9 protein-coding genes are annotated in these 11,839 nt (G+C 72.2%); 6 read left to right on the forward strand and 3 right to left on the reverse strand.

Translation table 11 applies throughout. The annotated features are described in order from the left end of the window. Positions 1-550: 550 nt before the first annotated feature. The 5 genes from C229_RS0103705 to C229_RS0103725 are packed head-to-tail and all read left to right on the forward strand — an operon-like array spanning position 551 to position 7,114. Positions 551-1,966, forward strand: a complete 1,416-nt coding sequence (locus C229_RS0103705) for a tryptophan 2,3-dioxygenase (RefSeq protein ID WP_018653730.1) — start codon at positions 551-553, stop codon at positions 1,964-1,966. Between the two features lie 33 nt (positions 1,967-1,999). After that, positions 2,000-3,409 carry an aspartate aminotransferase family protein gene (locus C229_RS0103710; RefSeq protein WP_018653731.1) on the forward strand — a complete coding sequence of 470 codons (1,410 nt, stop codon included), beginning with the start codon at positions 2,000-2,002 and terminating at the stop codon, positions 3,407-3,409. Position 3,410: 1 nt separating this feature from the next. Then, a complete protein-coding gene (locus tag C229_RS29280; RefSeq protein ID WP_018653732.1) occupies positions 3,411-4,883 on the forward strand; it encodes an amidase family protein in 1,473 nt (490 codons plus the stop codon). Positions 4,884-4,886: 3 nt separating this feature from the next. Beyond that, the gene (locus C229_RS29285; RefSeq protein ID WP_018653733.1) at positions 4,887-5,765 is read left to right on the forward strand and encodes an arylamine N-acetyltransferase family protein; all 879 of its coding nucleotides are present in this window, start codon (positions 4,887-4,889) and stop codon (positions 5,763-5,765) included. A 17-nt stretch (positions 5,766-5,782) separates the two neighbouring features. Next, on the forward strand, positions 5,783-7,114 hold the full coding sequence (locus tag C229_RS0103725) for an aminotransferase class I/II-fold pyridoxal phosphate-dependent enzyme (RefSeq protein WP_018653734.1): 1,332 nt from the start codon (positions 5,783-5,785) through the stop codon (positions 7,112-7,114). An 8-nt stretch (positions 7,115-7,122) separates the two neighbouring features. Here C229_RS0103725 and C229_RS0103730 read toward each other — a convergent pair whose 3' ends face one another. After that, the gene (locus tag C229_RS0103730; RefSeq protein ID WP_018653735.1) at positions 7,123-7,530 is read right to left on the reverse strand and encodes a hypothetical protein; all 408 of its coding nucleotides are present in this window, start codon (positions 7,528-7,530) and stop codon (positions 7,123-7,125) included. 388 nt (positions 7,531-7,918) lie between these two features. Here C229_RS0103730 and C229_RS0103735 point away from each other — a divergent pair, with 388 nt between their 5' ends. Continuing rightward, the gene (locus C229_RS0103735) at positions 7,919-9,436 is read left to right on the forward strand and encodes a phospholipase D-like domain-containing protein (RefSeq protein WP_018653736.1); all 1,518 of its coding nucleotides are present in this window, start codon (positions 7,919-7,921) and stop codon (positions 9,434-9,436) included. 43 nt (positions 9,437-9,479) lie between these two features. On the opposite strand, the gene C229_RS0103740 is transcribed toward C229_RS0103735, so the two are convergent. Beyond that, positions 9,480-10,112 (reverse strand): HNH endonuclease family protein, encoded by a 633-nt coding sequence (locus tag C229_RS0103740; RefSeq protein WP_018653737.1) that lies wholly within the window; start codon positions 10,110-10,112, stop codon positions 9,480-9,482. A 278-nt stretch (positions 10,113-10,390) separates the two neighbouring features. Continuing rightward, entirely contained in the window at positions 10,391-11,827 is a 1,437-nt protein-coding gene (locus tag C229_RS0103745; protein ID WP_018653738.1) for an MFS transporter, read from the reverse strand. Between the last annotated feature and the right edge of the window lie 12 nt (positions 11,828-11,839).

Here is an 11,839-nt window from a genome sequence, read left to right on the forward strand (position 1 = left end):
GTGCGATGTTCTCGTAGTGGCCGAGTCGGGTTCCGGCGGGGGGCGAGGATTCCGACGGTACCGGCGGGCTCGGTGCGGGCACGGGGGCCGCGCCGGGACCGCCGCCGCACGCGGGGACGAGGGCCAGTGGCGTGAGCAGGGCGAGAACGCGAAGGCGCATGATTCTCCGGGGAGGTGGGCACCCGGTCGCAGCCCCGACGGCACCGAGGTCGGCCGGAGCAATCGTCTTCCTACCACATCGGCTCATCTGGCTCACTCCCCGGCGGCGTCCCGGACAGGCCGTCTCCGCGCCGCTCTTGAGCGCGGTCCGCGGCGCGGACGCGGATTCGGTTGATTGATCGCCGTTCGGTGAGGGAAAATCCTTGATCTACGGGATCGGCTTAGATCGTTTTTGTCGCGACTTCCGGTTGGTATTTCAACAGAGGACCCGCGGGGCCCATCGGTCATTTTAGTCCCTCGAAATCATCCGTGATCCATTCGTTTGTCGGCGCTGGGCACGGGTACGTCTAACCGCTCCGGAACGCCGATCCATAATTGCGAGTGCCGAGGCATGAAGATCGAAAGTCCCACCGCTGCGGAAAGATCTGCGATCTTCTCCTGGTTCGAGGGCTACCTGACTCAGGAGCATGAGGCGCTGGGGCGTGGCAACGCGGTCTGCCCGTTCGTCGAACCGGCCATCGCCGCCGGGACGGTGGTCATCGAGCTGGCCCGTCTGGAGGACGGGGACGGGCTCGCCGAACTGTGCGCGGTGATGCGTCGCCAGACGGAGCGGTTCGCCGCGCTCGACCGGCCCGCCGGCAAGGAGGGCCTGTCCACTCTGGTCACGGTGGTCGGGGGTCTGCCCGAACACCGCTTTCCCCTCCTGGACGAGGCGCACCGGCGGGTGAAGGGCGAAGTGGTACGCCGGGGCCTCATGATCGGGCAGTTCCATCCGCGCTGCCCGGAACCGGCTACGGGTGATCCCCGGTTCCGGGTCGCGCAGTCGCCCGTGCCGCTCTTCGCCGTCCGCGCGATGGCGATGCACGACATCCTGTTCCTGCACTCCAACAGGGCGACCTTCCAGGTGTACGACGAACGCTTCGGCGACCATTACAAGGACGGGTCGAAGCACGTCGACGAGCGTTTCCGCGAGTTATACGACAAGGCTCGCGACCGGAAGTCGAAGACAAGTCCCTACATCGATTACCAGAGCATCGACGTCTTGCTGTCCCTCCAGAATCCCCGCACCGACCATCCCGCGGAGATGACCTTCTACCTGGCCGGCCAGGTCATGGAACTGCTCTTCAAGATGGTGTACGAGCAGGCGCTGGCGGCCCGGGTCGCCCTGGTCGAGGACCGCGCCGATCAGGCGACGTGGGAACTGCGCCGGCTGGCCCGGGCGCTGGATCTCCTGACGGCCGTATGGGACGTGCTGAACGCGATCTCCCCGATGGAGTACAACGCCTTCCGCGGCCATCTCGGACACGATTCCGGGATCGACTCCTACATGTACCGGATGGTCGAGTTCATCCTGGGCCACAAGTCCGAGGAGATGGCCCGGCGGCATGGCGGCGTCCCCGGCGTGAGCGAGCAGGTCTACCGTTCGCTGCACCAGAGCAGCGTCTACGACGAGGCAATTCATCTCCTGGAACGGCGCGGAGTCGCGGTCGTACCCGGCGAGGATGCCCTGCCCGAGGCGTGGGCGCGCGTCTACCGCGCGTTCGGTCCGGCCGACGACCTGTTCCGCCTGGCGGAGGCGCTCACCGATGTCGCTTCGGCCTTTCACCGTTGGCGGGCCTGGCACCTCCTGACGGTGGAACGAATGATCGGCGGCAAGCCGGGCACCGGCGGAACCGACGGAGTGGACTGGCTGCGCCACGCGGCCGAGCAGCGCTTCTTTCCCGAGCTCTGGCGAACACGCACGCGCCTGTGGTCCCCCGGCGAGGACCAGGGCCCGACCCCTGTGGACCGCACGGGCGGTCCGTAGCCGACCGCCGTCCGACCGAAGGAAGCGATTCCCGTGTCCGAGGCCGATCGAGTAGCGCGCGGCATCGCGGACCGCTACGCCGGGCGGAGCCCCGCGTCGCGGGCCGCCTTCGCCGACGCGTCCCGGGTCCTGCCCGGGGGTGACACGCGCACCATGGTCACGTACAGCCCGTACCCGCTCTACTTCGACCGCGGGGAGGGCGCCCGGGTCCGGGACGTGGACGGCAACTGGTACCTCGACGTGCTGTCCAACTACGGCGCGCTCGTGCACGGGCACAACCATCCGGCGCTGGTGGCGGCGGTGCGGGACCAGGTCGGCCGGGGCACCGCACCGGGCGGGCCCAGCACGTTGCAGATCCGGCATGCCGAGCGGCTGTGCGCCCGGATGCCCGCGCTGGAGCGCGTCCGGTACTGCAACTCCGGCACCGAGGCGACGATGTGGGCCATCCGCACCGCGCGGGCCTTCACCGGACGAGACGTGATCATCAAGATCGACGGCGGCTACCACGGGACGCACGACTGGGGTCACGTCAGCGCCTTCATCACGGCGGGCCCGGGTTTCGCCCAGTCGGTGCCGGGCCTGCCCGAGGCGCGGCTGGCGCACGGCGTCCCGCGCGCGGTCCTGACGTGCGTGGTCGCGGTGCCGTTCAACGACCTGGCGGCCGCCCGGCGGGCGCTGCGCTGGCATCGGGGCAGGGTCGCGGCGGTCCTGGTGGAGCCGATGCTCGGCGTGGGCGGCGGGGTGCCGGCCGATCCCGCCTACCTGCACGGCCTCCGCGAGGTCACCCGGCACGAGGGCGTGCTGCTCGTACTGGACGAGTGCGCGACGTTCCGCGTCGGCCCCTGGCAGGTCCGGGAGGGGCTCCGACCCGACCTGACCACCCTGAGCAAGATCATCGGCGGCGGCCTGCCGATCGGGGTCTTCGGTGGCCGGGCCGACGTCATGGCCGTCTTCGACCCGGCGGGCGGCGACCCCGTCTACCACGCGAGCGCCTTCGGGGCGAACAACCTGTCGCTGGCGGCGGGGAACGCCGCGCTCGACCACTTCGGTTCCGACGACATCGACCGGCTCAACGCCATGGGCGAGCGGTTGCGCGCCCGTCTCGACGACGTCGCGGCGGAGCGGGGCGTCCTCGGGCACGCGGTGGGGGCCGGGTCGCTGAGCTACTTCCACTTCGGCGCGGGCGTCCCGCGCAACGCCGCCGACAGCGCCGCCCGGCGCGAGGGGCGGGACCGGCTGCGCGCGCTGCTGCACCTGCACCTGCTCAACCAGGGGTTCCTCACCGCGCGGCACGGGCTGCTCTGCCTGAGCCTGCCGATGGACGACGGCGACGTCGACGCGTTCGTCGCGGCTTATGCGGACGCCCTGGAGGCGTTGCTGCCTTATCTGTCCCACTACCACCCGGACCTGCTGGCGTCCTCGGCGGCCGGCGGAGGTGACTGAGATGAGTCCGGCCCCGCACACCTGGTCGCTGCTGGAGACCGCGCGGCGGTTGAGCGACGGCCGGGTGGGCGCGGACGAGTACGCTCGCGCCCTGCTCGATCGCTGTACCGACGGTGAGCGTCTCAACGCCTTCGTCACGCAGCACGCTGATCAAGTCCTGGCGGCGGCGCACGCCGCGGACCGGGCCGGGCCGGAACCGGCCCGGCCGCTGCTGGGCGTTCCGCTGGCGGTCAAGGACAACATCGACGTCGCCGCCCTCCCCACCACCGGTGGGACGACGGCGCTGCGCCGGAACGGGCGCGACCGGTCCGCCGAGGTCTGGACGCGCCTGGCCCGGGCGGGCGCGACCGCCCTGGGCAAGACCGGCATGGACGAACTCGCCTACGGCGTCACCGGCGAGAACGCGGCCTTCGGCGCGGTGGAGAACCCGGCCGCCGGGGGGCACATCTGCGGCGGCAGCAGTGCGGGCACGGCGGCCGCGGTCGCGGCCGGGCTCGCACCCGCCGGGCTGGGCACCGACACCGGGGGTTCCGTCCGCATTCCGGCGGCGCTGTGCGGGCTGGTCGGGATGCGGCCGACGACCGGCCGCTACCCCTCCTCCGGCATCCTGCGCGTCTGCCGCAGCCGGGACACGGCGGGGATCATGGCCCGGTCCGTGGAGGACGTCGCGTTCCTGGACGCGCTCCTGGCGTGCCGTTCGGACGTCCCGCCCCGGCTACCGTCCGGTGGGTACGACCGGGACGGCGAGCGGCCCCGGCTGCTGCTGGCCCGTGCCGCGTGGGCCGGTATCGCCCCGGAGGTCGCCGCCGCGGTCGCTCCGGCGCTGGAGGCGCTGCGCAGGGCCGGTGCCGTCCTCATCGACGTCGACCTGCCCCTGCCGGTCCCGGACCTGCTGCGGGACGTCGCACTGCCGGTCCCGCTCCGCGAGACGTGGGCCGAGCTGGACTTCTACCTCGCCCGCTCCGATCCGTACGTGAGCACCGAGGAACTGGTCCGGCGGATCGCCGGCCGCGACGTGGCCGACATCCTCACGCCGCTGCTCGCGGGCCCGGTCGTCTCCCCCGGTGAGTACCGGCGGGCGCTGAAGGCCGGGCACGTCATCGACGCCACGGCGCGCGCCCTGCTGCGCGAGCATCGGGCCTGCGGCTATCTGTCGCCCAGCACGATCCTGCCCGCCGTCCCGGCCCCCACCGGTGCCCGGGTGCGTCTGCCCGGCGGCCCGATGTCCGTCTTCCTCGCCTACATCCGCAACACCGCCCTCGCCGCGGTCCTGGGCTGGCCCTCGATCAGCCTGCCCGCCGGTTCGACCCGCGACGGGTTGCCGGTGGGCCTGCTCCTGGACTCGCCGCCGTACACCGACCGGTCCCTGCTGGCCCTGGCGGCCGGATGCGCGCGCGCCTGGCGGGGTTCGGCGGCGGAGGGACCGGTGGCGCTTCCCCCACCGAACCACCGGAACGACGACTCCGGGGAGTGACCCGTGCCGACCTCGCCACCGCCCGCGTCCCCCGCCTGGGGCACCGACCGGCTCGACCTGGGGGCCTACCTCGCCCGCGTCGGGGCCGACGCGCCCGCGATCGTCTCCAGCCGAGACCCGGGTCCCGACGTGCTGGCGTCCTTACACCGTGCCCACGCCACGGCCCTGCCCTTCGACAACATCGACATGGTCCTGCACCGGACCGCCGGACTGGCCGTTCCGGAGATCGTCGACAAGATGTGCCGCCGATCCCGGGGAGGGTGCTGCCACGAGCACAATCTGCTGTTCGGCAGCGTGCTCGAACGCCTGGGTTACCACGTGCGGCGCCTGGCCGCCCGGGTGATGCTCGGCGGCCACGGCGCACGCCCCCGCACCCACATGGCCCTGCGCGTCACGTCCGGTGACCGCGACTGGCTGTGCGACGTCGGCTTCGGCGAGGAGGGCTTCCTCGACCCCGTCCCCCTGCGTCCCGGCGACGTGCTGCGCCAGGGGGACCGGGCCTTTCGCGTCGTCCCCTGCCGCGATCACCAGTACGGCGTGGAGATCGACCGGCACGGCCGGTGGGAGCGGATGTACCTCCTCAGCCTGGAACCGCGTCCCCCGATCGACTTCACGGTCGCCCACCACTACCTCAGCACGCACCCGCGCTCCATGCTGCGCCGGGAGCTGTACCTCCAGCGCCTCACCCCCACCACCCGTCTGACGCTGCGCGGCCGGACGCTGACCCGCGTCCACGCCGGGGGCGTGGACCGGACGCGGATCGGCCCGGCCGACCTGCCGCGAACACTGGACGAGTTCGGCATCGTGCTGCCCGGCCGGGACCTCGCCGTCCTCCTGCGGCGGTGGGAGGACGGCGGCGCGGGCGCTCCGTCCTCCGCGTGACCCCCGATCGGAGTCCCATGCAGGCACTTGAGGACGTCCTCGACAGCGGCGGGCTGCCCAATCCGCTCGACGACGCCCGCCTCATCGACCGATACCGCCGCCGGGGCGGCGATCCCCGCCGCCTGATCTACCTGAGCCTGGGCGAGTCCTGGACCGGGACGGCGCCGGGGCTCGTCGCGGCGCTGGCCCGGGGCCTGCCGCACGCCAGCCACGGCTACACGCTCTCGCCCTACGGGTCACCGGCCCTGCGACGTGTCCTGCGCGACTACATCGCCGACACCCACGGGCTGCCCTCGCACCCGGCGCCGGGAGCCGACTACGACGTCGCCGTCAGCCAGAGCGGCACCCGCGCCGCCATGTTCGACTTCGGCCGCCTCCTGGCGCCGGACGGCGCGCGGGGCCGGTACGCGGGCACGGTGCTGGCCCCGGCGCCGGGGTGGGACTACGCCGGAATCTATGCGCCGCTCGGCTACCGGGTCCGGTTCTACGACCTCGACCCCGGCGCCGGTTACCAGCCTCGCGTCGAGCAGATCGTCACGGCGCTGAGCCGCGCCGAGCCCGGCATTCCCCTCATGCTGGTGCTCAACGCCCAGCACAATCCCACGGCCGCCAACTGGGAGCCCGACATCGTCCGCGCTCTCGTCCGCGCGGCTCTGGACCACGGGGCCGCGCTTCTCGTCGACGACGCCTACTACGCCGTGCACGACCCCGGGGTGCGCCCCACGAACACCCTGGGCATCCTGCTCGACGAGGCGGCCGGGCACCGGCGCGGCAGTGATTTCTCCTGGCTGGCCGCCCGTACGCTCGGCAAGCAGTTCCGATGCAATGGCTGGGGCATCGGTGCCGTCACCGCCCACCCGCGAACACTGGCGGCATTGGCGGATCTCCGCCACCACCATTCCTTCGGCGCGGGCCTTCCGCTTCAGGCGGCCATGGCCGCCTGGCTGCACGATCGCGGATGTGAGCAGTATCTGCGCGACATGCGTCACCGCAACGCGCAGGCGCGGCGGCACGTGATCGCGCGCCTCGCGGCCGATCTCCGTTTCCCCGCGAGCGCCTACCACGCCGGAGAATGCACTTCCTACCTTCGTTTCCGGGTGCCGCCTCAGCACCTGGACGCCGCGGGGAGCGCGGACGGATTCCGCGAACGGTGCCTGGACCGGGCGGGCGTACTGCTGGGACGGGGAAGCATGACCGCGCCGCCTCCGGCAGGCCGGGCGAGCGACGATCCGCGCGTCCCGGCGACCGCGTACGTGCGTCTGTTCTTCGGCCTGCCCGGCGCACTCCTGGACGAGGCGCTGGACCGCATGGCCGAGGCGGATCTTGGCTGGGACGGTTCGCCGCGCTGACGCGGCCGTCAGGGCCAGAGCCGGAGCTTCTGGACCACCCTGCCGTCGTCGTGCATGGTGAAGCTGCCCTGGAAGATCCGGCCGTCCCACTCGCCGAACTCGGCCGACCGGGTCCGGCAGACGAGGAACGCGCTCCACTCCAACACGGTCGCCCCCTGCCCTCGCACCGCCGCGCCGTGGCCGGTCATGACGGCGGTGGCGCCGCCGTCGGTGGTCGTGATGAGCACGTGGCCGTTGCCCAGGAAGGAACCCGTCGCCTGTCCCTCGGACACGTAGGTCGAGACGTGGGTGACGTCCCGTCCCGCGAAGGTGCCCGGGCCGTCGTGCGTCGCCTCGAAGACCGGCCGCCCGTCCTGCGTCGGCTCCAGCGCCCGGACGGAACTCGCGCTTCCTTCGGAAGAGAACTCAACTGACATGATTCGTCCTTTCCGTGAACGCCTCGGCGACGTCCCGAGGTCTGCGAAGATTTCTCTATCGCCACACTAGGAGGCGCGCGGAATTCGAACAAGGCAGCACAGACGTATGTGTCCATGCGGCAAGCGAATTCTCCATCAATCTCTCACCAGGCGAATCGGGATGCCGTTTCCGTATCCGGGGGCGTCGCGCGCCATAAAGCGAATCTGCGATTCATCCGGCCCGACGGACCCCTGAGAACGTCCTGCACCAATACCCGTCGGCGGACCCTCCGGGGCGCCGGTTCGGAGGTGACGGTGCTGTGCCGGTCACGCCAGGGACCGGGGCGGTGCCGGAGCGCTACGGTTCGGAAGTCCCCCGCCGCCTGGACCGAAAACGAAGGGCAGCGGGATGCAGCATTCTCCGGTCGGCGGGGCCGCGACGAAGATCATTGATCGGCTGGAGCGGCAGCTCACCGAGGCGGGGCTCGATCCGGCGCTGCACGCGGTCAGCGACGGCAACGCGGTCCGCGTGATCGACACCCCGCGCATGTGGGGCAAGCCCATGACCAAGAGCAGCGCCACGGCCTGCGCGAGCACGGCCATGGACGACCTGGCCGCGACGGTCCTGGAGATCGTCGGACGGGCGCGGCGGCTGGTGGACGTCGTGTCGCTGAACCCGCCGACCGGGGCGCTGCTGGAGGCCGTCAAGAACGGCCTGCTGAGCATCGCCGAGCGCGGCGCGCGGAGCGGCGGCGGGCCGGTGCTGGTGCGGTTCCTGTTCGGGTACATCCCGGTTCTGGACGAGGTGAACGCGTTCACCAAGGAGCTGAGCGCGTTCTGCGCGTCCGCCAGGCTGCCGATGGACCGGATCACCATCGTCGTCGGGCAGCTCTACAGCGTGCTGGAGACGTCCTGGAACCACGCCAAGATCGTCGCGGCGGACAGTGAGACGGCGCTGGTCGGGGGTCACAACCTCTGGGCCGAGTCCTACGGCACCTATCCCCCGGTGCACGACCTGTCGGTGCACGTGCTCGGCAAGGCCGCCGGGGACGCGCAGCGGTTCGCCGACTACGCGTGGCGGACCGGCGGCAAGTGGATCACCGCGTACCGGATCAACCCCGGCAAGGCGGCGGTCGCGCTGCCCGCCGGCAAGGAGCGCGACGCGGTCTGCCTGGTGCAGCTTCCCATTCCGACCGACGGATACGAGCGCCTCCTGGACGCCGAGTGGCGGCACGGCCGCATCCTCACCCTCGGCCGGGGCGGGCTGCTCAAGGGCGACGCGGGCGGCGCGGCGCGCGTCGCCGTCATCCGGGGCGCGCGGCGGCGGCTGCGCATCTGCCAGCAGGACCTGGCCTTCACCGGCTTCGTCGGGGAGGACGCGCACGAGATCTGCCAGGAGATCGCGCGGGCGCTGTTCGCCACCCCGGCGCTGAAGGTGGAGATCGTCGTGTCGCCGATCGGCGCGGCCACGCACGGCGCGCAGTACTCGTGGGGGTTCGGGGCGTCCGGCACGCACGCCCTGCTGAAGAAGTTCATCAGGGCGCACGCGTCGTCGCACGGCCTGGAGAAGTCCGTGGACGACGCGCTGCGGCGGCTCGCCGTCGCGCCGTTCTGCTTCACCGACGTGGAGTTCACGGCGGAGGGCAAGGACTACGTGTGGCCGGAGGCTCCGGCGACGAGCGTCATCGGCCGGTTCGTCCCGGGTGCGAAGACGCCCACGCTCGCCAACCACCAGCCCGCGCCCGGCAACCACGCGAAGCTGTTCATGGCCGACGAGGAGGTCTGCTACGTCGGCTCGGACAACCTGTACCCGCACAGCCTCACCGAGTTCGGCTTCCTGCTGGAGGGCTCCCCCGTCGAGAACCTGATCACCGACTACTGGATGCACGTCTGGCGGTACTCCTCGCCGCACATCGTGGAGGGCTGACCCGCGCGGGGCCGGACGGGCGCGCCCGTCCGGCCCCGTGCCGTCAGCAGGAGTTGAGCATCGTGGTGAGGGCGTTCTTCTCGGCGGTGTCGACCGCGAGGGCGTAGTAGTACTTCACCTGCACCCACGCGCGGGCGTAGGTGCAGCGGAACCCGGCGCTCGGCGGCTGCCACTTGGCGGGGTCCTTGTCGCCCTTGGCCTGGTTGAGGGTGTCGGTGACGGCCCAGAGTTCGGGGCCGCCGAGGTCGTTGGCGTAGGCGCGGCGGCGGTCGGTCGTCCAGGTGTTCGCGCCGGACCGCCAGGCTTCGGCGAGCGGGACCATGTGGTCGATGTCGACGGCGGCGGCGCTGGTCCAGGTGCGGCCGTCGTAGGGCGAGTACCAGCTTCCCGACGTGGCGGCGCAGTTCGCGTCGGTCGTGACGCCCGTGCCGTCGCGCTTCAGGACGGTCTCGCGGGTGTTGCACGTCCCCGAGACGGTGATCCAGTGCGGGAACAGGTCGCGGCTGTAGCCGGACGAACTGCCCTCGGCGCGGACGGTGAGCGTCGCGAGCCGGGACTTGGCGGTGGCGGCGGACGGGATGTTGGGCGGGGTCGCGGCGGCGGGCGTGGCGGCGGTCGTGACGAGCACCGCGCCGAGCGCGAGGGACGTCGAGGAGACCGCGAGCAGGCGTCGCATCGGGGGCCCTTCTGCCGACGCCCGGCCGGGATGCGGGAGTCCCTGGGGGACGGGGACGACGGCAGTGCGACCCTGACATCCACGCCATAAGCCGCAAATGTTGACGTTTGCCTACGCGGCACGCGACGCCTGGTCGAACCTCGCCGTTCCCCCGTCCCCGCGAGCCCGCCCACCTGCGCCGACGCCCCCGCGGGCCGGCGCGGCGGGCCGTGTGAAGTTCTCGTGAACCGCCGGTGACCGGCCGGACGGTGTGCCGTCCGGCCGGTGCGTGCGTGCGGTCAGGCCACGGGAACCGGCTCGTCGTGCGGTTCGGGCGCGGGCTCGCGGTGGCGCGGCAGCAGCGCGGCGGCGGGCAGGGCCAGCAGGGCGCCGGCGGCGAGCGTCCAGGTGGCGGCCTGCATCCCGTCGGCGGTGGCGGCGCGCAGCGCCGCGCCGGACAGCCCGTCCAGGTTCGCGTTGGCGATGCCGACCAGGACGGCGAGTCCCGCCCCGACGCCGACCTGGAGCGCGGTCGAGGACACGCCCGACGCCAGTCCCTGCTCCTCCTGCGGCACGCCGGTCCCGGCGGCGATCCACATGCTCTCGTAGGTGACGCCCATGCCGAGCCCGACGACGACGATGCCCGCGAGGACCGTCAGGTAGGACCCGTCCGCGACCAGGCCGGGCGCCAGGAGCGCGCCGCCGAGCGCGTTGAGCACGATTCCGGTGATCAGCGTGGCGCGGGTGCCGAAGCGGTGCACGAGCCGCTCGCTGACGAAGTTGCCCACGGTGATCGACAGCGTCGGGCCGAGGAACGCCAGCCCCGTCTGGAGCGCGGTGAACCCGAGCACGTTCTGGAAGTACAGCGTGAGGAAGAACGGGACGGCCTGCATCGTCAGGCCGAACACGAGGATGACGACGACCGCCGCGCTCAGCGCCCGGTTGCGGAACAGCCGCAGCGGCATCAGCGGGGTACGGCTGCGCGCCTGGACGAGCAGGAACACGGCGAGCAGCACCGGCGCGAGCACCGCCGCGACGACCACCTCGGCCGCCGACCAGCCGACCTCCGAGCCGTGCGCCACCGCGAAGATCAGCAGCGTGACCCCGGCGGTGCCGGTGAGCGTGCCGGGCAGGTCGACGCGTCCCCGCACGACCGGCCCGTCGGCGGGCAGCAGCGCGAACGCGGCGACGAGACCGACGAGCGTGAGCGGGACGTTGACGAAGAACACCGCCTCCCACCCGAACGCCTGGGTGAGCACGCCGCCCGCCAGCGAACCGGCGGTGAGCCCGCCCGCGCCCGCCATCGCCCACACCGTCAGCGCGCGGTTGCGCTCGGCGCCCTCGGCGAACGTGGTGTTCACCAGCGACAGCACGGCCGGGAACAGGACGGCGCCGCCGAGGCCCTGGACGACGCGCGCCGCCAGCAGCACCTCCGGCGATCCGGCCAGGCCGCCCGCCAGGGACGCCACCCCGTACAGGACCATGCCGGTCACGAACATCCGGCGCCGTCCGAGCAGGTCCGACAACCGCCCGCCGAGCAGCAGGAACCCGCCGTACAGGACGGCGTACGCGCTCACCACCCATTGCAGGGCGTGCGCGGAGAAACCGACGTCGGCCGCGATGTCGGGCAGCGCCACGAAGATGATCGTGAAGTCGAGACTGATGATCAGGTGGCCGAGGGCCAGCAGCGCGAGGCTCCAGCCGGGACGGCGGGAACGCTGGGCGGGCGTGGACACGGGGAACTCCTA

Origin of the sequence: Actinomadura flavalba DSM 45200 (genome assembly GCF_000374305.1) — a bacterium.
GTDB lineage: Bacteria > Actinomycetota > Actinomycetes > Streptosporangiales > Streptosporangiaceae > Spirillospora > Spirillospora flavalba.

Excerpts from the sequence above, each read along its gene's own strand:
- C229_RS0103705 (WP_018653730.1), top strand. The coding sequence starts at position 551 with ATGAAGATCGAAAGTCCCACCGCTGCGGAAAGATCTGCGATCTTCTCC.
- C229_RS29280 (WP_018653732.1), top strand. The coding sequence starts at position 3,411 with ATGAGTCCGGCCCCGCACACCTGGTCGCTGCTGGAGACCGCGCGGCGG.
- C229_RS0103725 (WP_018653734.1), top strand. The coding sequence starts at position 5,783 with ATGCAGGCACTTGAGGACGTCCTCGACAGCGGCGGGCTGCCCAATCCG.
- C229_RS0103730 (WP_018653735.1), bottom strand. The coding sequence starts at position 7,530 with ATGTCAGTTGAGTTCTCTTCCGAAGGAAGCGCGAGTTCCGTCCGGGCG.
- C229_RS0103735 (WP_018653736.1), top strand. The coding sequence starts at position 7,919 with ATGCAGCATTCTCCGGTCGGCGGGGCCGCGACGAAGATCATTGATCGG.
- C229_RS0103740 (WP_018653737.1), bottom strand. The coding sequence starts at position 10,112 with ATGCGACGCCTGCTCGCGGTCTCCTCGACGTCCCTCGCGCTCGGCGCG.